Origin of the sequence: Enterobacter sp. SM3 (assembly GCF_009811935.2) — a bacterium.
In the GTDB taxonomy this organism is placed as follows: Bacteria; Pseudomonadota; Gammaproteobacteria; order Enterobacterales; family Enterobacteriaceae; genus Enterobacter; species Enterobacter asburiae_D.
Genome location: NZ_CP099971.1, coordinates 1218072 through 1238025 on the forward strand (window position 1 = coordinate 1218072; position 19954 = coordinate 1238025).

Below are 19954 nucleotides of genomic sequence, written 5' to 3' on the forward strand. Positions count from 1 at the left end.
ATATTGGAACTCTCTGCTGAATCGGGTCAACATTTATTTAACCTTTCTAAATAAAGTTGAAGAGGACGAGCACGATGATGCATGCATCTGCCTGCGATTGTGAGGCCAGCCTGTGCGAGACCCTGCAGGGGTTCTCCGCCCGGCATCCTGACAGCGTGATCTATCAGACATCGCTAATGAGCGCCCTGCTAAGCGGCGTGTACGAAGGAGAGACCACCATCGCCGATCTGCTGGCACACGGTGATTTTGGTTTGGGGACCTTCAACGAGCTGGACGGTGAAATGATTGCCTTCAGCAGTCAGGTGTACCAGCTGCGCGCCGACGGCAGCGCCAGGGCCGCGAAGCCAGAGCAGAAAACGCCGTTCGCGGTGATGACCTGGTTCCAGCCGCAGTACCGTATCACCTTCGATGCGCCGGTCAGCCGCCAGCAGATCCACGACGCAATCGACCAGCAGATCCCCTCAGACAACCTGTTCTGCGCGCTGCGCATTGACGGCAACTTCCGCCACGCCCACACCCGCACCGTACCGCGTCAGAAGCCGCCGTACCGCGCGATGACCGACGTGCTGGACGACCAGCCGGTGTTCCGCTTTAACCAGCGCGAAGGGGTGCTGGTCGGGTTCCGCACGCCGCAGCACATGCAGGGCATCAACGTGGCGGGCTATCACGAGCATTTCATCACCGACGACCGCCAGGGCGGGGGCCATCTGCTCGACTACCAACTGGAGAGCGGCGTGCTCACCTTCGGTGAAATTCACAAGCTGATGATTGACCTGCCCGCCGACAGCGCGTTCTTACAGGCCAACCTTCACCCCAGCAATCTTGATGCAGCGATCCGTTCCGTCGAAAACTAACAGGAGAACTACCGTGAACAGTGAGAAACAGTCACGTCAGTGGGCGCACGGCGCCGATATGGTTGTCGGCCAGCTGGAAGCGCAGGGCGTGAAGCAGGTGTTCGGGATCCCGGGCGCAAAAATTGACAAGGTTTTCGACTCCCTGCTGGACTCCTCCATCGAGATTATCCCGGTGCGCCACGAGGCCAACGCCGCGTTTATGGCGGCGGCGGTAGGGCGTCTAACCGGCAAGGCCGGAGTGGCGCTGGTCACCTCCGGGCCGGGCTGCTCTAACCTGATCACCGGTATTGCTACCGCCAACAGCGAAGGCGACCCGGTAGTCGCGCTGGGCGGGGCGGTGAAGCGGGCGGATAAAGCCAAGCTGGTGCATCAGAGCATGGATACCGTCGCCATGTTCAGCCCTGTCACTAAATACGCCGTGGAGGTCAGCTCACCGGACGCGATTGCCGAGGTGGTATCGAACGCGTTTCGCGCTGCCGAGCACGGCAGACCGGGGGGCGCGTTCGTCAGCCTGCCGCAGGATATTGTCGACCAGCCCGCGACGGGCGCGATTTTACCCGCCAGCGGCCCGGCGCTGATGGGCCCGGCACCGGAGTCGGCGATTAACGACGTGGCGAAGCTTATCGAAAACGCCAAAAACCCGGTCATCTTACTCGGCCTGATGGCCAGCCAGCCCGCGAACAGCGCCGCGCTGCGCAAGCTGCTGGAGAAAAGCCGTATTCCGGTGACCAGCACCTATCAGGCCGCCGGGGCGGTAAATCAGGAGCACTTCACCCGCTTCGCCGGACGCGTCGGCCTCTTTAACAACCAGGCGGGCGACCGGCTGCTGCATCTGGCGGATCTGATTATCTGCGTTGGCTACAGCCCGGTGGAGTACGAGCCGTCCATGTGGAACAGCGGCGACGCGACGCTGGTGCACATTGACGTACTGCCTGCCTATGAAGAACGTAACTACGTCCCGGATCTGGAGCTGGTGGGGGACATCGCCGAGACGCTGAACCTGCTCGCTAACCGCATCGATCGTAAGCTGGAGCTGAGCCAGCGCGCCTCCGAAATTCTGGTCGATCGCCAGCATCAGCGCGATCTCCTCGATCGCCGCGGCGCCTCGCTTAACCAGTTTGCCCTGCATCCGCTGCGCATCGTGCGCGCCATGCAGGACATCGTGAATAACGACGTGACGCTCACCGTCGACATGGGCAGCTTCCACATCTGGATCGCCCGCTATCTCTACAGCTTCCGCGCGCGTCAGGTGATGATCTCCAACGGTCAGCAGACCATGGGCGTTGCCCTGCCGTGGGCGATTGGCGCGTGGCTGGTGAATCCGGGCCGCAAGGTGGTATCGGTCTCCGGTGACGGTGGCTTCCTGCAGTCGAGCATGGAGCTGGAAACCGCGGTGCGCCTCAACGCCAACGTGCTGCACATCATCTGGGTGGATAACGCCTACAACATGGTGGCGATTCAGGAAGAGAAAAAATACCAGCGGCTTTCCGGCGTCGAGTTCGGCCCGGTCGATTTCAAAGTCTATGCCGACGCCTTCGGTGCGAAAGGCTTTGCCGTTGAGAGCGCCGAGGCGCTTGAGCCGACGCTGCGCGCGGCGATGGATGTGGATGGTCCTGCCGTGGTGGCCATTCCCGTTGACTACAGCGATAACCCGCTGCTGATGGGCCAGCTCCATCTCAGCCAGATTTTGTGACTCACGATAAGGACAGAGAAATGCAAAAAGTTGCTCTCGTAACAGGCTCAGGCCAGGGGATTGGTAAAGCGATCGCGCTTCGCCTGGTGAAAGACGGCTTTGCCGTCGCCATCGCCGACTATAACGTTGAGACGGCAAGAGCCGTCGCCGATGAAATCATCCGTAACGGCGGCAACGCCGTTGCCGTGAAGGTCGATGTCTCTGACCGCGAACAGGTGTTTGCGGCGGTGGAGAAAGCGCGCACCGCGCTGGGCGGCTTTAACGTTATCGTGAATAACGCCGGGATTGCGCCGTCTACCCCCATCGAATCCATCACGCCGGACATTGTCGACAAGGTCTACAACATCAACGTGAAAGGGGTGATCTGGGGGATCCAGGCCGCGATTGACGCCTTCCGCAAAGAGGGGCACGGCGGCAAGATCATCAACGCCTGCTCCCAGGCGGGCCACACCGGCAATCCTGAACTGGCGGTCTACAGTTCCAGCAAGTTCGCGGTTCGTGGCTTAACCCAGACCGCGGCACGGGATCTCGCGCCGCTGGGGATCACCGTTAACGCTTACTGCCCGGGCATCGTCAAAACGCCGATGTGGGCGGAAATCGACCGTCAGGTCTCCGAGGCGGCGGGTAAACCGCTCGGCTACGGGACGGAAACCTTTGCCAAACGCATTACGCTTGGCCGTTTGTCCGAGCCGGAAGATGTCGCCGCCTGCGTCTCATACCTGGCAGGCCCGGATTCCGACTACATGACTGGCCAGTCGCTCTTAATTGATGGTGGAATGGTGTTTAATTAAATTCTAATAAGCTCTGACATGAGTTTTCCCCTGCACCCGTGCAGGGGCTTTTTTTTGTCTCCTCCGTCATTGTGCATTACACTGCGCGCTGCAAAACTTTAGTCATTACGATCTGACAGGCGGTAACAGCGATGAACGGTACAATCACAACGTGGTTTAAAGATAAAGGCTTTGGATTTATCAAAGATGAAAACGGCGACAACCGCTATTTTCATGTGATTAAGGTCGCGAACCCCGATCTGATTAAGAAAGATGCCGCGGTGACCTTTGAGCCAACCACCAACAACAAAGGCCTTTCCGCCTATGCGGTGAAGGTGATCCCCGAAAGCAAACATCTCTTTATTGCCGGCGAGCGCGTGAAGCTCACCTCCATCAAATCCTTCGTGGTGTTTAACGAAGAAGAGCCGGTTGATACCAAAATCGACAAAGAGAACGCGGTACTGTCGGTTGGGCTGCTGATGAACAGCATCAAGCCGAAATCCGAGAAAAAGCCGGGCGAAATGCGCACGGTGAAGAAGCTGGCGATCACCACCTTCCAGAATACGACGCTGATCTTCACCGAAGATGAGATCGACATTGATGCCACGGTGAAGCTGCTGAAGTGATTTTTTGCCGGGTGGCGGCTACGCCTTACCCGGCCTACGAAACCCGCGCGGCGCTCGCCGCCACGCGGGTTACCCCATCCTGTGCTCGCCCCGCAACATCGCCTCGCGGTCAAACACCCTCTGGATCTCCCCGTGCGCCATAAACGCTGCCCGGTCGGACATATGCGCAATCACGTCCGCATCGTGGCTCACCAGCAAGTAGGTCATGCCGTGCTCGGCCTTCAGGCGGTTCAAAAGATTGAGAATTTCCGCCTGCACCGACATATCCAGTGCCGAAGTCGGCTCGTCCAGCAGCAGTAGCTGCGGGCGCAGCAGCAGCGCCCGGGCAATCGCCACGCGCTGGCGCTGGCCGCCGGAAAGCTGATGCGGATAACGCTTGCCCGCGTCGGCGGAAAGCCCCACCTGCTGCAGCGCATCCGCCACCTTTTCAGCAACCTGCGTTTCGCCGTGGATGTTTAACGGCTCCGACAGGGTGCGTGCAACGGTGTGGTTTGGGTGCAGCGACGCCCACGGATCCTGAAACACCATCTGCACGTTGCGGCGAAGCTCGCCTTCAAAACGCCGTCCTGGCCGTAGCGCGTCTCCCAGTATCGAAATGCGGCCGTTCCACTCGCGCTGCAATCCCGCCAGCACGCGCAGAATAGTCGATTTCCCGCAGCCGGATTCGCCAATCAGGCTGAAGGTTTCGCCTTTCTCGATGGCAAAGCTGGCGGCGGACACCGCCGTTTTCTCTCCGAAGCTCACCTGGAGATCCTTAACGTCAACGAGCGTCATTATCGGTCTCCTTCCACGGCTGCGAACGGTCCAGCGTCGGCAGCATCTGACCGAAGGTGTTGGCGTTTGGACGGCAGGTCCACAGGGTGCGCGTATACGGGTGCGTCGCCTGCGGCAGCCGGTTCGCCGCCATCTCATCGACCTTCTCGCCCTGATACATCACCAGCACGCGGTCGCAGTGTTCCGCCACCAGCGGCAGGTCGTGGCTGATTAACAGCATCGCCATCCGGCGTTCTTCGCTCTGCTGCACCAGCAGTTCGAGGATCTGGTTGCGCAGGCGGGCGTCCAGCGCGGAGGTGGGTTCGTCGGCAATCAGCACCTGCGGGTTGTTGATAAGCGCAATCGCAATCATCACCCGCTGGCCCATGCCGCCCGATAGCTCGCCGGGGTAGCGCTGGAGGACATGTTCGTTGAGTCCGACGGCGCGGATGATGTCGTGAATGCGCGCCCGGCGCTCGGCGCGGGGCAGGCGCTGATGCAGGGTCAGCGCTTCATCAAGCTGAGCGGCGACGTTTTTCGCCGGATTCAGCGCGTAGCGCGGGTCCTGCAGGACCATCGCAATCCCGTTACCGCGCAGCGCCTGCCAACGGCGGGGGCTCAGGGTCTGCAGGTCGTTGCCGAGCACGTTAAGCCGGTCCGCGCTCACGATGCCGGGCTTGCGCACCAGCCCCATCAGGGCGCGGGCGGACATCGACTTGCCCGAGCCGGACTCTCCCACCAGCGCCAGCCGCTCGTTGCCCAGCGTGAAGCTCAGGCTGTTGACCACGCGCGCGGCGGGGTAGTCGATATTCAGCGCATCGACGATGACGCGTTGTTCAGTCATGCTGTGGCTCCAGTACGTCGCGCAGGCCATCGCCCAGCAGGTTAAAGGCGAGGCTGGCAAACAGAATCGCGCCGCCCGGAATGGCGGCAATCCACCACTGGTCGAAAATGACCTGCATGCCGTCGGCAATCATCGCGCCCCATTCGGCCATTGGAGGGCGTGCGCCAAGGCCGAGGAAGCCCAGACCGGCAGCCGCCAGAATAATCCCCGCCAGATCCAGCGCCAGCCGCACAATCGCGGACGGCAGGCACAGGGGCAGAATATGGCCGACCAGCAGGCGCAGCCCGCGAATGCCCATCATCTCGGCGGCGGCGAGATAGTCGCTGTGGCGCAGACGCTGGATCTCGCTCCGCGCCTGCCGCGCGTAGGCCGGCCAGGTGGTTAGGGCCAGCGCCAGCGCGCCGTTGACCAGTCCCGGGCCAAGCATCGCCACAAACGCGAAGGCGAGGATCAGGCGCGGCATCGACATCACCACGTCGGTAAAGCGCATCAGGATGCGCTCCATCCAGCCGCCGTAATAGCCGGACAAAATCCCCACCAGCAGTCCGGCGGGCAGGGTGATAACGGTGACTAATGCCACCAGCCCGAGCGCCGGTCGCGTGCCGTAAATCAGGCGCGAGAGCAGGTCGCGCCCGTAGCTGTCGGTGCCCAGCCAGTGCTGGCCGTTCGGTGCCTGCAGGCGCGCGGCCGCGTCCTGCCAGTTCGGGTCAAGCGGCGCGAGCCACGGCGCGAACAGGGCGATAAGCACCAGCAGCGCGATGGCAATCAGTCCGCAAAACGCGGCGGGGGAGCGGCGCAGGCGGCGTAAGAAAAGATAAAACGGCATTAGCGCACCCTGGGATCGGTTGCCCGCACGAGCAGGTCGGTAAGGTTATTGATCAGCACAAAGCAGACGCCAATCAGCAGCGTGCCGCCCATGATGGCGGTGGTGTCTCCGGCGAACAGGGCGGTAGTGAGATAACGCCCGATGCCCGGCCACGAGAAGACGGTTTCGGTTAATACCGCGCCTTCCAGCATGCTGGTGTAGGCCAGCGCGATCACCGTCAGCAGGGTGCCGCGAATGTTCGGCAGCACGTGGCGCAGCAGAATGGCCATCTCCCCGGCGCCCTTGGCGCGGGCAAGCAGGATGTACTCTTTGTTCATTTCGCTCAGACAGGCGGAGCGCGTCAGGCGGGTGATGCTCGCCAGCGAGTAATAGGCCAGCAGCAGCACCGGCAGCACCAGGTGGCTGAGGGCGTTGCGGAACGCCTCGCGATCGCCGGAAAGCCAGGTATCCACCAGCGCAAAGCCGGTGCGCGGCTCGACGGTGAACTGCCAGATATCGTCCAGCCTGCCGGGACCCGCGCTCCACTGCAGCTTCGCGTAGAACAGGGCCAGCATCAGCAGGCCGAGCCAGAAAATGGGCACCGAGTTGCCGAGCAGGGTGAGGGTTCTGATGGCGAGATCGAGCGGCGAACCGGCGTAGCGGGCGCACAGCACCCCGGCGATCACGCCGAGCACGGCGCCGATGATCAAGGCAAGGGTTGCCAGCTCCAGCGTGGCGGGGAAGGCGTGCAGCAGATCCTGCAGCACCGGCTGCCCGGTGGCGCTGGCCGTGCCTAAATCACCGTGGGCAAGATTTTGCAGGTAGTGCCAGAACTGCACGGGCAGGGGACGATCCAGCCCAAGCTGGTGGCGAACCTGATCGTAGGTTGACTGGCTGGCGTGATCGCCGACGATCTGCAGCACGCGATCGACCGGTGAAAACGCCGAGAGCGCAAACGTGACGAGCAGCAGCCCGAAGAGCGTAAGCAGCAGGGTCAGCAGACCCTGGAGCACGCGGGTGGAAAGATGTGGCATGGGAAATCTCTTCATGCCGGGTGGCGGCTTCGCCTTACCCGGCCTACAAAAACCGAGAACGTAGGCCGGGTAAGCGCAGCGCCACCCGGCAACAAGGGCTACTTCGTGACGCGGTCGTACCAGACCATATCCGCGTTCAGCCCCTGCTGATACCCCTTCACGTTATCGCGCACCACGATCTGGGTTTTACCCTGATCGACGAACACATACGGCGAATTCTGCTGCAGCTGTTTCTGCATCTTCTTATACAGATCCAGACGCTTCGCCGGATCCGGCTCGGCTACCGCCGCCAGCGTAGCTTTGTTCAGCTCTGGAATTTTCCAGCCGTTCAGCCCGGCCACGGTGCTGGATTTGCCGTCGTTCCACGCAAAGGCGCTGGCGTTAGAGTGCGCGTCAAAATAGTCCGGGATCCACAGACGAATCGCCGCCTGATGCTGCTTTGCGCGCACGCGGGCATAGACCTGGCTCCCGGCGGCAGGCAGCAGATCGACCTTCACGCCGCCCTGGGCAAAGCTCGCCTGCATCGACTGGGCGATGGTGATAAACGGCGGCTTGTTCTCCACGTCCAGCGTGAAGTGCGCGTCTTTAATGCCCGCTTTGGCGAGGATCGCTTTCGCTTTTGCCGGGGCAAACGTAAATGGATTGTCTTCCAGCGCGCCCGGCAGACCGACCGGCAGGAAGCTCTGGTGAACAAAGTACTGGCCTTTCAGCAGATTTTTGGTGATGCCTTCATAATCCACCAGCCAGCGCGAGGCTTCCCAGAACGCCGGGTTGTTCAGCAGCGGGTTGGCGCTGTTGCCGGTATTAAACACCAGGTAATTCTGCTCCGCGGACGGAATGCTCAGCACCTTCACGCCCGCCTTGCCGTCCAGGGCGCTTATCTGATCTGCACCCAGATCGCGCGCCACGTCCGCATCACCCTGCTGGATCAGCAGGCGGCGTGAAGCCGGGTCGGGGACGTTTTTAATGATGATGCTTTTGAGCTTCGGCGCGCCGCCGGGCGCTGACTCGTTGGCTTCCAGCACGATGGCCTGATGCGGCTGATAGACGCGCATTTTGAACGCGCCGCTGCCCGCCGAGTGCATTTTCAGCCAGGCGTTACCGAAGTCGTTATCCTTCACGTTCGCCGCGACCTGCTTTTCATCGACGATGGAGGCAATCGGCGTGGAGAGAATATTCAGCGCCACCGACGGGCTAACGTCCGCAGTCCAGTGAAGCGTGAGGGTATGGTCGTCCACCTTTTTCAGCTGGCTGGCGATGTTGCTCGCGTCCCAGCCCAGCACGTTCAGGATGAATGCCGGAGATTTGTTCAGCGTTACGGCGCGGGTGTACGAGAAAATCACGTCTTCCGGGCGCAGCGGGTTGCCGGAGGCGAATTTGGCATCGGGCTTAAGTTTGATCGTCAGCGTTTTTGCTGCCGCGTCCGCTTCCCAGCTTTCTGCCAGAATCGGGGTGATTTTTTCAGGGTTATCGCGGTCCGGCTGTACCAGGCGCTGATACAGGCTCGGCACGGTCTGGATGCTGGAAAGCTCGTTGGCTTCGGCCGGGTCGAGGCTTACGATATCATCAAGCCCCTGGGCTACAACCAGCGTGTTGGGCGGAGTAGCGGCGTGGGCCGCGCTTGAGAGCGCAGCCAGCACCAGTAACGGCAACAGTTTTTTCGTCATAGCGATCCCTGAGAAGAATATATTGTGATTGTTTTATGCTCCGCTACGTTAGGTCGACTCTTACATTCCGCAAAGTCGAAATTCAGCTTTGCTTATATCTTACGGGAATATCGCATGCGCTCGGGCTATTAGAATACGCTGCTTTTCGCCCGCTTTTTAACCTGCTATAACAAACTCCTTACCTTTCAGGGAGTCACCGCCGTGCCCGAAATCAATCAACATGGTCAAACCGTTAACGATATCGTTCCCGACTGGAAAGGCGCGCGCGTATTAACCCGCACGCCGCTGTTCGGCCAGTATTGCCGCCTGGAGCCGCTGGATGCCGATCGTCACGCGGCCGATCTCTATGAGGCCTACGCGCTGGGCGATGACAGCGACTGGACATGGCTTGCCAGCACGCAGCCAGCGAACGTGGAAGCCACCGCGCACTGGATCATGGCTAAGGTCATGGACGATGAGCTGGTGCCCTTTGCCGTCATTGATTTACGCACCGAGCGGGCGGTGGGGCTGGTGAGCTATATGGCTAACGAGCGGCTGCTGGGGTCGGTGGAGATCGGGCACGTGACCTGGTCGCGCAGGATGAAAGGGACCCGGATGGGCACCGAAACGGTGTGGCTGCTGCTGAAAAATGCGTTTGAGCACGGCTACCGGCGTCTCGAGTGGAAGTGCGATTCCATGAACATTGCGTCACGCAGCGCGGCGGAGCGGCTGGGGTTTGTCTGGGAAGGACGCCTGCGCCAGAAGCTGGTGCGCAAAGGGCGCAACCGCGACAGCGATATGCTTTCTATTATTGACGGCGAATGGCCGCAAAGAGACGCCGAACTGCGCGCCTGGCTGGCGGCAGAGAATTTTGACGGGGAAGGGCGGCAGATTAAGCGGTTAGAGGAATTTCGGTAGTAAAAGACTTACCCCTCTCCCCAAAGGGGAGAGGGTTAGGGTGAGGGGATAAACGCACTCAGCGTCTTACCGGTGCACCGTTCGCCACATAATACGCCGCCGTGCTCTTCGCCAGCGGCTCGCGCCCGCGAATGGCGTCGGCAATCTTCTCGCCAATCATAATAGTGGTGGCGTTCAGGTTACCAGTGATGATCTGCGGCATGATCGACGCATCCACCACGCGCAGCCCTTCCAGTCCGTGAACGCGGCCTTCGCCATCGACCACCGCCATCTCGTCGTAACCCATCTTGCAGGTGCCGCATGGGTGGAAGGCGGTTTCAGCGTGGTTACGCACGAACTCGTCCAGCTGTTCGTCGGTCTGGCACTCGACGCCCGGGCTGATTTCGCGACCGCGATATTTGTCCAGTGCGGGCTGGTGCATGATCTCGCGGGTGATGCGAATCGCGTCCCGGAACTCCTGCCAGTCCTGCTCGTGGGACATATAGTTGAACAGGATCGCCGGATGCTGGTGCGGATCGCGCGACTTGATGCGCACGTGGCCGCGGCTCGGCGAGCGCATGGAGCCGACGTGGCACTGGAAGCCGTGCTCTTTTACCGCGTTCGAACCGTTGTAGTTAATCGCTACCGGCAGGAAGTGGTACTGAATGTTCGGCCACTCGAACTCCTCGCGGCTGCGGATAAACCCGCCCGCTTCGAAGTGGTTACTCGCGCCTACGCCGGTGCCGCCAAACAGCCACTCGGCGCCAATCTTCGGCTGGTTCCACCACTGCAGGGCAGGGTAGAGGGAGACTGGCTCTTTGCACTCGTACTGGAGGTACATCTCCAGGTGATCCTGCAGGTTTTCGCCCACGCCGGGCAGGTCGTGCACCAGCGGGATATCGAACTCGGCGAGCAGGTCCGCGCTGCCCACGCCGGAGCGCTGGAGGATCTGCGGGGAGGCAATCGCGCCTGCACACAGCAGCACCTCTTTGTTCGCCGTCGCTCTGGACGGGATAGTGCTTTCCCCTTCCAGCCACTCGACGCCCGCCGCGCGCTTGCCGTCAAAGATAATGCGATCGGTCGTGGCGTGGGTGCGGATGGTCAGGTTCGGACGTTGCTTTGCCTGGTCAAGATAGCCGCGCGCGGTGCTGGCGCGTCGGCCCTGCGGCGTGACCGTGCGGTCCATCGGGCCGAAGCCTTCCTGCTGGTAGCCGTTGAGATCCTCGGTGCGCGGATAGCCCGCCTGCACGCCCGCTTCCACCATTGCCTCAAACAGCGGGTTCACGCCCGGCTTCGAGGTAGTAACGCTCACCGGACCGTCGCCGCCGTGATAGTCGTTCGGCCCCACGTCGCGCGTCTCTGCCTTGCGGTAGTAGGGCAGGCAGTTGAGGTAGCTCCAGTGCTCCAGACCCGGCTCTTTGGCCCAGTGGTCAAGATCCATTGCGTTACCGCGGATGTAGCACATGCCGTTGATCAGCGACGAGCCGCCCAGCCCTTTTCCGCGTCCGCACTCCATGCGGCGGTTGTTCATGTGCGGCTCTGGCTCGGTTTCATACGCCCAGTTGTAGCGCTTGCCCTGCAGCGGGAACGCCAGCGCGGCGGGCATCTGGGTGCGGAAGTCAAAGCGGTAGTCCGGCCCGCCCGCCTCAAGCAGCAGGACGGTGGTGTTCGGATCTTCAGTCAGTCGCGTTGCCAATACGTTGCCGGCAGAGCCGGCCCCGATAATGATGTAGTCAAATTGCAAATAAACCTCCCGGTTAAAATATGGACTGGAATTTACCCATCTCAACCTGGATGGACTTCACCTGGGTGTAGCTCTGCAGCGTCATCACGCCGTTCTCGCGGCCAATGCCGGAGTGTTTGTAGCCGCCGACCGGCATCTCTGCGGCGGATTCACCCCAGGTGTTGATCCAGCAGATGCCCGCTTCGAGCTGATGAATGGCGCCGTGCGCGCGGTTCAGGTCGGCAGTCACGATGCCCGCCGCCAGGCCGTAGTCGGTGTCGTTGGCGCGGCGAATGGCTTCTTCTTCGCTTTCATAGGTGAGGATGGACATCACCGGGCCGAAGATCTCTTCGCGCACGATGGTCATCTCGTCGGTGCAGTCGGTGAACACGGTCGGGGCGACCCACGCGCCTTTGTCAAAACCTTCGCCCTTCAGCGCGTCTCCGCCGCACAGCACGCGCGCGCCTTCCTCTTTGCCTTTGGCGATGTAGCGCAGCACGCTGTCGCGGTGCGGGAAACTGACCATCGGGCCAAAGTTGGTGGTTTCATCGAACAGATCGCCCGCGCGGATGCGGCCCACGCGCTCGACGATTTTCTGCTCAAACGCGGCTTTCAATTTCGCGGGCACGAACACGCGGGTGCCGTTGGTGCACACCTGGCCGGAGCTGAAGAAGTTCGCCATCATGGCGATGTCCGCCGCGAGATCCAGATCCGCGTCGTCAAAAATGATCAGCGGGGATTTGCCGCCCAGCTCCATCGTCACCTCTTTCAGGGACGAGGCCGCCGAGTTGGCCATCACCTTTTTGCCGCTGGCGACGCCGCCGGTGAAGGAGACTTTCGCGATGCCCGGATGCTCGGTCAGGTACTGGCCGGTCTCTGCGCCCACGCCAGGCAGGACGTTAAACACGCCGTCCGGCACGCCCGCTTCGGTGTAGATCTCGGCAAGCTTCAGGGCGGTGAGCGGGGTGACCTCGCTCGGCTTGAAGATCATCGCGTTGCCCGCCGACAGCGCCGGGGCCGATTTCCACAGGGCGATCTGGATCGGGTAGTTCCACGCGCCGATGCCCGCCACCACGCCCAGCGGCTCGCGGCGGGTGTAGACGAACGAGGTCTCACGCAGCGGGATCTGGCTGCCTTCCAGCGCCGGGATCAGCCCCGCGTAGTACTCCAGCACGTCCGCGCCGGTGACGATGTCGACGGTTGAGGTTTCGGAATACGCTTTACCGGTGTCGAGGGTTTCCAGCTTCGCCAGTTCGTCGTTGCGCTCGCGCAGGATATCGACGGCGCAACGCAGGATGCGCGAGCGCTCCATGGCGGTCATCGCCGCCCAGATTTTTTGCCCGCGTTTTGCGCTTTCCACGGCGCGATCGACGTCTTCTCTCCCGGCGGCCTGTACGGTCGCCAGAACTTCACCGTTGGCCGGGTTGATGGTCTCGAAGGTGCGACCGCTGGTGGCGGATGTATAACCACCATTGATATAAAGCTGCTGTTCTGCCATTCGGGACATAAATTCTCCTCGGTTATTCGGTCGGTAAATGCTGGCTGATAAAGTGGCTGGTGAGCGATTGCGCCAGGGTTTTATCCAGCGGCTTGCCGCTCAGCGCGGCGCGCAGCCACAGCCCGTCGATCAGCGCCGCCAGGCCGTAGCCCGCCTCTTCGGCCTGTTCGCGCGGCAGCTCACGGCGGAACTCGTACACCAGGTTTGACAACAAGCGACGGCTGCTCACCTGCTGCAGACGGTAGAGCATCGGCTGGTGCATGCTGCTCGCCCAGAAGGCCAGCCAGGCCTTCATGGCCGCTCCGCTGGTCTGGGTTTCATCAAAATTGCCGCCGACAATTGCCTGCAGGCGCTGCTCCGCGCTGCCGTCCGGCAGGGCGCGTAAGCGGCTCAAAACCGCGTCGCGCAGCTGGCCGGTGATGTCGCGCATGGTCGCTTCCAGCAGACCGTTTTTGTCTTTGAAGTAGTGACTGATGATCCCCGTGGAAACGCCCGCCCGACGGGCGATCTGCGCGATCGTCGCGTCATGCATTCCCACTTCATTTATTGCTTCCAGCGTGGCGTCGATAAGCTGCCTGCGCCGGATCGGCTGCATCCCCACTTTGGGCATTTTTGCCACTCCATTCATCAGCGTTGGTAATACATTAAAGCGGTTTTTGATTGGACGTTCAATATAAAATGTGTCTTAATTGTTGCGGATTTGGATTTCAATAGTTACAAAAACAGTGGGGATACTGGATGACAGACCTTTCACAAGACAGAGAAAAAGACAAAATCAACCCGGTCGTTTTTTATACTTCCGCCGGGCTGATTTTGTTGTTTTCCCTGACGACCATCTTCTTTCGTGATTTTTCTGCCGAGTGGATTGGGCGCACCCTGTACTGGGTGTCGAAGACCTTCGGCTGGTACTATCTGCTGGCCGCGACGCTCTATATCGTCTTCGTGGTCTGCATCGCCTGCTCGCGCTTCGGGTCGGTGAAGCTCGGGCCAGAGCAGTCCAAGCCCGAGTTCAGCCTGCTGAGCTGGGCCGCGATGCTGTTTGCCGCGGGTATCGGCATCGACCTGATGTTCTTCTCCGTGGCGGAACCGGTCACGCAGTATATGCAGCCGCCGGAAGGGGCAGGTCAGACGATGGAGGCCGCGCGCCAGGCGATGGTCTGGACGCTGTTCCACTACGGCCTGACGGGCTGGTCGATGTACGCCCTGATGGGCATGGCGCTCGGATACTTTAGCTATCGTTATAATTTGCCTCTCACCATCCGCTCCGCACTGTATCCGATTTTTGGTAAAAAAATTAACGGCCCGATTGGACACAGCGTCGACATTGCGGCGGTCATTGGCACCATCTTTGGTATCGCGACGACGCTCGGGATTGGCGTGGTGCAGCTCAACTACGGGCTGAGCGTGCTGTTTGATATCCCGGATTCGATGGCGGCCAAAGCGGCGCTGATTGCGCTCTCCGTCATTATCGCCACCATCTCGGTGACGTCGGGCGTGGATAAAGGCATCCGCGTGCTGTCCGAGCTGAACGTGGCGCTGGCGCTGGGCCTGATCCTGTTCGTGCTCTTTATGGGCGATACCTCGTTCCTGCTCAATGCCTTAGTGCTGAACGTGGGCGACTACGTAAACCGCTTTATGGGCATGACGCTGAACAGCTTCGCCTTCGACCGCCCGGTAGAGTGGATGAACAACTGGACGCTGTTTTTCTGGGCGTGGTGGGTGGCGTGGTCGCCGTTTGTCGGCCTGTTCCTGGCGCGTATTTCACGTGGCCGCACCATCCGCCAGTTTGTGATGGGCACGCTGATTATCCCGTTCACCTTTACCCTGCTGTGGCTGTCGGTGTTCGGCAACAGCGCGCTGCACGAGATCATCCACGGCAATGCAACCTTCGCGCAGGAAGCGATGGCGCACCCGGAGCGCGGCTTCTACAGCCTGCTGGCGCAGTACCCGGCGTTCACCTTTAGCGCCTCCGTGGCGACCATCACCGGCCTGCTGTTTTACGTCACCTCGGCGGATTCCGGCGCGCTGGTGCTGGGCAACTTCACCTCGAAGCTTAAAGACATCAACAGCGACGCGCCGAACTGGCTGCGCATCTTCTGGTCCGTCGCCATCGGCCTGCTGACGCTCGGCATGCTGATGACTAACGGTATCTCTGCGCTGCAGAACACCACGGTAATCATGGGACTGCCGTTCAGCTTCGTCATCTTCTTTGTGATGGCCGGGCTGTATAAATCGCTCAAGGTGGAAGACTACCGCCGCGTCAGCGCCAGCCGCGACACCGCGCCGCGGCCGATGGGCGCGCAGGACAGGCTGAGCTGGAAGAAACGCCTCTCGCGCCTGATGAACTACCCGGGCACGCGCTACACCAAACAGATGATGGAGACGGTCTGCTTCCCGGCGATGGAAGAGGTGGCGCAGGAGCTGAAGCTGCGCGGCGCGTACGTGGAGCTGAAAAACCTGCCGCCGGAGGAGGGCGAGACCCTGGGGCACCTGGATCTGCTGGTGCACATGGGCGACGAGCAGAACTTTGTCTATCAGATCTGGCCGCAGCAGTACTCGGTACCCGGGTTTACCTACCGGGCGCGCAGCGGGAAATCGACCTACTACCGGCTTGAGACCTTCCTGCTGGAAGGCAGCCAGGGGAATGATTTGATGGACTACAGCAAGGAGCAGGTGATTACGGACATTCTGGACCAGTATGAACGGCACCTGAACTTTATCCACCTGCACAGGGAAGCGCCGGGCAATAGCGTGATGTTCCCGGATGTCTAAACGGATTCTTAAAATACCTTTTGACTGTATATAAATACAGTTATTCGGCGCAATATTACTCAAGGAAGAGTAACCATGCAGCAAAAGCCTGGTGCTGAAGCATTCAGGCTTTTGCTGCGTCCAGGGAAGGAACTATGGATGAGTCACGCAATAGAGTTTATCGAAACATCACTCTTTACCCGGCAGATTAAAAGCATTGCTACGGATGATGAATTAAAGGATCTCCAAAAGGAACTCATTGCCTGGCCTGATAAAGGCGACCTGATCCAACACACGGGTGGGCTACGGAAAATCAGGATGGCCGCAGGCTCAAAGGGAAAGAGAGGCGGTGCCAGAGTGATCTACTTTTTGGCCACGGAGGAGGTGATTTATTTCATCATGGCCTACCCAAAAAGCATTAAGGACAGCCTGACCGATCTAGAGAAAGCCGAACTCAAAAAACTCACGTCTGTTCTCACAAATACCGCTTCCAGTTCCGTTAACTAAAGGTGTACTATGTACTCCATCAGGCAAAAGAGGCAGACAATGAGTATCTTCGATGAACTGAAGGCTTCGCTTGAAGAGGCAGCCGAAATCCAACGTGGTAAGAAAACGCCATCACGAGTAACTCGCTATGAGGTCGCGGACGTTCGGGCGATAAGAGAGCAGTTAAATGTCACTCAAAGCGAAATGGCGAAGGCTCTGGGTACAAGCATTGACACGATTAAAAGCTGGGAGTCGAAACGGCGAAACCCAACGGGATTAGCGGCGAAAGTGCTGAATGTGATTAGAGATAATCCCGCGTTTTACAGAGCGCTTGCGGGGCAGTGAGCGCCGGGTGACGCTGCGCTTACCCGGCCTACAAAACCGCTTTACCGTAGGCCTGATAAGCGCAGCGCCATCAGGCTTTTAGCAGCGTCCACACGTTCCCATCATTATTCTGCCAGACGAGGGTGAAGCGTTTACCCTCAGGATATTCTCCAGCCGGGCGCGAAAGCGCCAGTGTGATTGTTTTTTCCGTTATCTCTGTGACTCTCGCCCACTCAAAACCCATGTAAATCTTCATCTGCGGGAAGAGGGCTTTAAACAAACTCTCTTTGGCGCTAAAAGCGAGCGTCAATGCCAGCGCAAAAGGGTAGCCCGAGTGTGTCAGGCATATCGCTTCCTGCGCATCAACGATGCCGTCCTTGATTTCGCGGGCTTCCCGGTCTGGAAGAATGGCTTCGCAATCAATACCCACCAGCGCATCTGGATGACGGACGACAACCGCCATCGCCTGCGTGCCGCTGTGGGTGATGCTTCCCGAAACCCCTTCCGGCCAGAGCGGTTCTCCGCTGGGGCCGATGCCGGGAACGGTGCGATCGGGTAAGGCATGCGCGGCGGCGATGCGTCCGGCAAGATGCTCGGCTTTGCGTTTGCGCCCGGCGTTTGAAAGCTCAGCGTGGTGGGGGAGCCAGAGGAGATCGGTGTCGGTGAAGGTGGTTGGGTCGAAGGTGACGTGGTGGACGGTGTGGCCGGCGAGAATGAACGTGGTATGGGTGGTGTGCATGTTTTTCCTTTTGAATTGTGCGGCCTGATGCCCTCACCCCGGCCCTCTCCCACGGGGAGAGGGAGCAAACACTAAAAACGGCAACGAGGTTGCCGTTTTGCTTTTACCTCGCCCTCACCCCGGCCCTCTCCCACGGGGAGAGGGAGCAGACACTAAAAACGGCAACGGGGTTGCCGTTTTGCTTTTACCTAGAATCGCGTATTCACGCTCATGTACCAGGTGCGGCCCGGTTCATTATACGTGTACGCACCCGCACCGTACATATACGCACCGGTGGTGGTGTTTCCGGTTGTCTGGGCATTACCCGCGCGCCACTGGCGTTTGTCGAAGACGTTGTCCACGCCGCCGGTCAGGCTGACGTTTTTGGTCATGTCCCACGTCGCGCTCAGGCCAACGATGCTGTACGGGCTGACTTCGTCTTTCTCAGACCCGGTCACAGGCTGGCCTTTGTAGTTGTACTTCTTCGGCTGCTGCTTGCCGTACCAGGTAAAGGTCGACTGGAGCGACACGTCCTGATGCACCTGCCAGCTCAGGGTTGAGTTCAGCGTGTACTCCGGAATGATCGACAGACGGTCGCCGGTCTCCTTGTTCTTGCTCTGCAGCATGTAGGTGATGTTGTTGGTCCAGTTGATCGTGTCGCTAACCGGCACGTTCAGGGAGCCTTCCAGCCCTTCGACCACCGCTTTCGGTACGTTTTCCCACTGGTAGATATCCGTCTGCACTTTACCGGAAGAGATGTGGCCAATCGGCGCGTAGCCCGCTTCGATCTTGTTGCGATAGTCGTTGCGGAACCAGGTCACGCCCGCCAGCCAGCCGTCGCGTTTCCACTCCAGTCCAATCTCTTTGTTGATGCTGGTTTCCGCTTTCAGGTCGTCGTTGCCCATCATGTAGCAGCCCACGCCGTCACCGCTGGCGTAGCAGCCCTGGCCTTTGCTGTACAGCAGGTAGTTCGGGTTGGTCTGGTACAGGCTCGGCGCTTTGTAGGCGCGCGCGATCCCCATCTTCAGCGTGAAGTCATCCCCCAGACCCTGCGACAGGTTCAGGGACGGGCTCCAGTTGTTGCCGACGATGGTGTGGTGGTCGAAGCGCAGGGCAGGGGTCAGCATGGTGCTGTCGGTCAGCTCCATGTTGTTTTCCGCGAACAGGGAGAAGATCTCCGCTGAGGTGTACGGGCTGCGGTCGTCGCTCATGCCCGGGATGGTGCCGCCCTGCTGGGTTTGCGTAAAGGAGGTTGAGTCCTTCATGCGCTGCTGGTTCCACTCGGTGCCCAGGGTCAGGTTCTGGTTGACGAGGAAATCAATCGGCAGGTTGATTTCGCTGTGCAGCATCACGTCGGCCAGGTCGGTGTCGGTGAACTTGTTGCTGTTGAACAGCCCTTCCAGCCCGCCCGCCAGCCCTTCGCCCAGACGGGAGTTGCGGGTGTGTTCGTACTGCGCCCAGCTGCTGGTGGTGATGCCGTTATCCCAGCCTCCGTTCCAGGTGACCGCGAAGTTCTGGCGATAAATACGGTTAGTTTCTTTGCCGTAGTTTTTCTTCACCAGCCCGCTAGAGCTGTTGTCGTTGTTGGTGTTCTGGGTATCGCCCGCGTAGAGGTTGTTCTGGCGGCTGTAGCCCGCCTCAAACTCCAGGGACTGCATTGGCGCAAAGTCCCAGCGCACCACGCCGTTGATGTCTTTATTCTCCACACCCTCACGGCCCGCCGGCAGCGTGTCGGCGTAGGCACCGGTACGGTCAGACTGGTGGCCCTGGTTAATGTCCCACGCGTCGGCCTGGGTCTTATCGAGGTTCCCGAACATGCGGAAGCTGAAGTCGCCGCCCAGCGGGCCGCTCAGGCTGAAGTTGGTGCGTTTGGTGGAACCTTCGTCCTTGTGTTCCGGCGCGTTCAGGTAGGTGTTCCAGGAGCCGTGCCACTGGTCGTCGAATTTTTTGGTGATGATGTTTACCACGCCGCCTGCCGCACCGTTGCCGTAGCGCGCGGCGGCTGGGCCGCGGATCACTTCGATGCGTTCGATCATCTCTGGCGGCACCCAGCCGGTGTCCCCGCGGGTGTCGCGCTCGCCGCGCCAGCCCAGACGGATGGAGTTGCGGCTGGTCACCGGCTTGCCGTCGATCAGGATCAGCGTGTTTTCAGGCCCCATGCCGCGGATATCAATCTGACGGTTATTCCCGCGCTGGCCGCTGGTGGAGTTTCCGGTCAGGTTAACGCCCGGCATGGTGCGAATGATTTCAGCCACGTCCCGCGCAGGCGGGTTTTTGCGGATCTCATCGGCGGTGATGGTTGACACCCCCGGCGCCTGTAAATTCTGTTCGGCGGCGGTGATCACCATCGTATCTTCGTGCTGCGCAGAGGCGGTCTTGTCGTCTGCCATAGCGGGCAGCGCGACACCATAAATCCCTAAATTGACCAGCAAGGCCAGAGAGTGAATCTTCTTATTCATTGTACGTCCCGCTTTTATGGTTATTTAATGAGCGCGCTTCCCACAGCGCGGGCATTACGCTATTGCAAATGCA

General features: G+C 60.2%; 18 protein-coding genes. 8 read left to right on the forward strand and 10 right to left on the reverse strand.

The features are described from left to right. The first annotated feature begins 74 nt into the window (after positions 1-74). The 4 genes from budA (at position 75) to GVO84_RS05615 (ending at position 3943) form a co-directional block, all read left to right on the forward strand. Positions 75-854 (forward strand): acetolactate decarboxylase, encoded by a 780-nt coding sequence (gene budA / locus GVO84_RS05600; protein ID WP_159513616.1) that lies wholly within the window; start codon positions 75-77, stop codon positions 852-854. After that, complete coding sequence (alsS, locus tag GVO84_RS05605) at positions 826-2547, forward strand: acetolactate synthase AlsS (RefSeq protein WP_370686443.1); 1722 nt, start codon at positions 826-828, stop codon at positions 2545-2547. Before budA ends, alsS begins: the two co-directional genes overlap by 29 nt. Before the next feature lie 20 nt (positions 2548-2567). Then, positions 2568-3338: a (S)-acetoin forming diacetyl reductase gene (locus tag GVO84_RS05610; protein WP_024906954.1), complete on the forward strand. Its 771-nt coding sequence runs from the start codon at positions 2568-2570 to the stop codon at positions 3336-3338. A 131-nt stretch (positions 3339-3469) separates the two neighbouring features. Beyond that, the gene (locus GVO84_RS05615) at positions 3470-3943 is read left to right on the forward strand and encodes a cold-shock protein (RefSeq protein ID WP_047650520.1); all 474 of its coding nucleotides are present in this window, start codon (positions 3470-3472) and stop codon (positions 3941-3943) included. 69 nt (positions 3944-4012) lie between these two features. Here GVO84_RS05615 and GVO84_RS05620 read toward each other — a convergent pair whose 3' ends face one another. The 5 genes from GVO84_RS05620 to GVO84_RS05640 form a co-directional block, all read right to left on the reverse strand. Continuing rightward, positions 4013-4717: an ABC transporter ATP-binding protein gene (locus GVO84_RS05620; RefSeq protein ID WP_159513617.1), complete on the reverse strand. Its 705-nt coding sequence runs from the start codon at positions 4715-4717 to the stop codon at positions 4013-4015. Then, positions 4704-5540, reverse strand: a complete 837-nt coding sequence (locus tag GVO84_RS05625; RefSeq protein WP_159513618.1) for an ABC transporter ATP-binding protein — start codon at positions 5538-5540, stop codon at positions 4704-4706. The genes GVO84_RS05620 and GVO84_RS05625 overlap by 14 nt, the downstream gene beginning before the upstream one ends. Continuing rightward, on the reverse strand, positions 5533-6366 hold the full coding sequence (locus tag GVO84_RS05630) for an ABC transporter permease (protein ID WP_108415794.1): 834 nt from the start codon (positions 6364-6366) through the stop codon (positions 5533-5535). Before GVO84_RS05630 ends, GVO84_RS05625 begins: the two co-directional genes overlap by 8 nt. Next, positions 6366-7379 (reverse strand): ABC transporter permease, encoded by a 1014-nt coding sequence (locus GVO84_RS05635; RefSeq protein WP_159513619.1) that lies wholly within the window; start codon positions 7377-7379, stop codon positions 6366-6368. The genes GVO84_RS05630 and GVO84_RS05635 overlap by 1 nt, the downstream gene beginning before the upstream one ends. Before the next feature lie 98 nt (positions 7380-7477). Then, complete coding sequence (locus tag GVO84_RS05640) at positions 7478-9046, reverse strand: ABC transporter substrate-binding protein (RefSeq protein WP_159513620.1); 1569 nt, start codon at positions 9044-9046, stop codon at positions 7478-7480. A 201-nt stretch (positions 9047-9247) separates the two neighbouring features. Between GVO84_RS05640 and GVO84_RS05645 the strand changes: the two genes are divergently transcribed. Continuing rightward, positions 9248-9943 (forward strand): GNAT family N-acetyltransferase, encoded by a 696-nt coding sequence (locus GVO84_RS05645; protein WP_159513621.1) that lies wholly within the window; start codon positions 9248-9250, stop codon positions 9941-9943. A 58-nt stretch (positions 9944-10001) separates the two neighbouring features. Here GVO84_RS05645 and betA read toward each other — a convergent pair whose 3' ends face one another. Genes betA through betI form a run of 3 tightly spaced genes read right to left on the reverse strand, consistent with a single transcriptional unit; the run spans position 10002 to position 13753 of the window. After that, complete coding sequence (gene betA / locus GVO84_RS05650; RefSeq protein WP_159513622.1) at positions 10002-11666, reverse strand: choline dehydrogenase; 1665 nt, start codon at positions 11664-11666, stop codon at positions 10002-10004. A gap of 13 nt (positions 11667-11679) precedes the next feature. Beyond that, a complete protein-coding gene (gene betB, locus GVO84_RS05655; protein WP_159513623.1) occupies positions 11680-13152 on the reverse strand; it encodes a betaine-aldehyde dehydrogenase in 1473 nt (490 codons plus the stop codon). Between the two features lie 13 nt (positions 13153-13165). Next, positions 13166-13753 carry a transcriptional regulator BetI gene (betI, locus tag GVO84_RS05660; protein WP_032662864.1) on the reverse strand — a complete coding sequence of 196 codons (588 nt, stop codon included), beginning with the start codon at positions 13751-13753 and terminating at the stop codon, positions 13166-13168. 128 nt (positions 13754-13881) lie between these two features. On the opposite strand from betI, the gene betT reads away from it, so the two are divergent. The 3 genes from betT (at position 13882) to nadS (ending at position 16725) form a co-directional block, all read left to right on the forward strand. Further along, positions 13882-15915 carry a choline BCCT transporter BetT gene (gene betT, locus GVO84_RS05665; protein ID WP_159513624.1) on the forward strand — a complete coding sequence of 678 codons (2034 nt, stop codon included), beginning with the start codon at positions 13882-13884 and terminating at the stop codon, positions 15913-15915. A 138-nt stretch (positions 15916-16053) separates the two neighbouring features. After that, positions 16054-16401, forward strand: a complete 348-nt coding sequence (locus tag GVO84_RS05670; protein WP_159515604.1) for a type II toxin-antitoxin system RelE/ParE family toxin — start codon at positions 16054-16056, stop codon at positions 16399-16401. 39 nt (positions 16402-16440) lie between these two features. Then, on the forward strand, positions 16441-16725 hold the full coding sequence (gene nadS / locus GVO84_RS05675) for a NadS family protein (RefSeq protein WP_121425658.1): 285 nt from the start codon (positions 16441-16443) through the stop codon (positions 16723-16725). Positions 16726-16795: 70 nt separating this feature from the next. Here nadS and entD read toward each other — a convergent pair whose 3' ends face one another. Together entD and GVO84_RS05685 are read right to left on the reverse strand one after the other, a co-directional pair. Continuing rightward, positions 16796-17443 carry an enterobactin synthase subunit EntD gene (gene entD, locus GVO84_RS05680; protein ID WP_121425498.1) on the reverse strand — a complete coding sequence of 216 codons (648 nt, stop codon included), beginning with the start codon at positions 17441-17443 and terminating at the stop codon, positions 16796-16798. A 188-nt stretch (positions 17444-17631) separates the two neighbouring features. Further along, a complete protein-coding gene (locus GVO84_RS05685; protein ID WP_159513625.1) occupies positions 17632-19881 on the reverse strand; it encodes a TonB-dependent siderophore receptor in 2250 nt (749 codons plus the stop codon). Between the last annotated feature and the right edge of the window lie 73 nt (positions 19882-19954).

Coding starts and splice junctions, on each gene's coding strand:
- budA (WP_159513616.1), top strand. CDS start 75: ATGATGCATGCATCTGCCTGCGATTGTGAGGCCAGCCTGTGCGAGACC.
- alsS (WP_370686443.1), top strand. CDS start 826: ATGCAGCGATCCGTTCCGTCGAAAACTAACAGGAGAACTACCGTGAAC.
- GVO84_RS05610 (WP_024906954.1), top strand. CDS start 2,568: ATGCAAAAAGTTGCTCTCGTAACAGGCTCAGGCCAGGGGATTGGTAAA.
- GVO84_RS05615 (WP_047650520.1), top strand. CDS start 3,470: ATGAACGGTACAATCACAACGTGGTTTAAAGATAAAGGCTTTGGATTT.
- GVO84_RS05620 (WP_159513617.1), bottom strand. CDS start 4,717: ATGACGCTCGTTGACGTTAAGGATCTCCAGGTGAGCTTCGGAGAGAAA.
- GVO84_RS05625 (WP_159513618.1), bottom strand. CDS start 5,540: ATGACTGAACAACGCGTCATCGTCGATGCGCTGAATATCGACTACCCC.
- GVO84_RS05630 (WP_108415794.1), bottom strand. CDS start 6,366: ATGCCGTTTTATCTTTTCTTACGCCGCCTGCGCCGCTCCCCCGCCGCG.
- GVO84_RS05635 (WP_159513619.1), bottom strand. CDS start 7,379: ATGCCACATCTTTCCACCCGCGTGCTCCAGGGTCTGCTGACCCTGCTG.
- GVO84_RS05640 (WP_159513620.1), bottom strand. CDS start 9,046: ATGACGAAAAAACTGTTGCCGTTACTGGTGCTGGCTGCGCTCTCAAGC.
- betB (WP_159513623.1), bottom strand. CDS start 13,152: ATGTCCCGAATGGCAGAACAGCAGCTTTATATCAATGGTGGTTATACA.
- betI (WP_032662864.1), bottom strand. CDS start 13,753: ATGCCCAAAGTGGGGATGCAGCCGATCCGGCGCAGGCAGCTTATCGAC.
- betT (WP_159513624.1), top strand. CDS start 13,882: ATGACAGACCTTTCACAAGACAGAGAAAAAGACAAAATCAACCCGGTC.
- GVO84_RS05670 (WP_159515604.1), top strand. CDS start 16,054: ATGAGTCACGCAATAGAGTTTATCGAAACATCACTCTTTACCCGGCAG.
- nadS (WP_121425658.1), top strand. CDS start 16,441: ATGAGTATCTTCGATGAACTGAAGGCTTCGCTTGAAGAGGCAGCCGAA.
- entD (WP_121425498.1), bottom strand. CDS start 17,443: ATGCACACCACCCATACCACGTTCATTCTCGCCGGCCACACCGTCCAC.
- GVO84_RS05685 (WP_159513625.1), bottom strand. CDS start 19,881: ATGAATAAGAAGATTCACTCTCTGGCCTTGCTGGTCAATTTAGGGATT.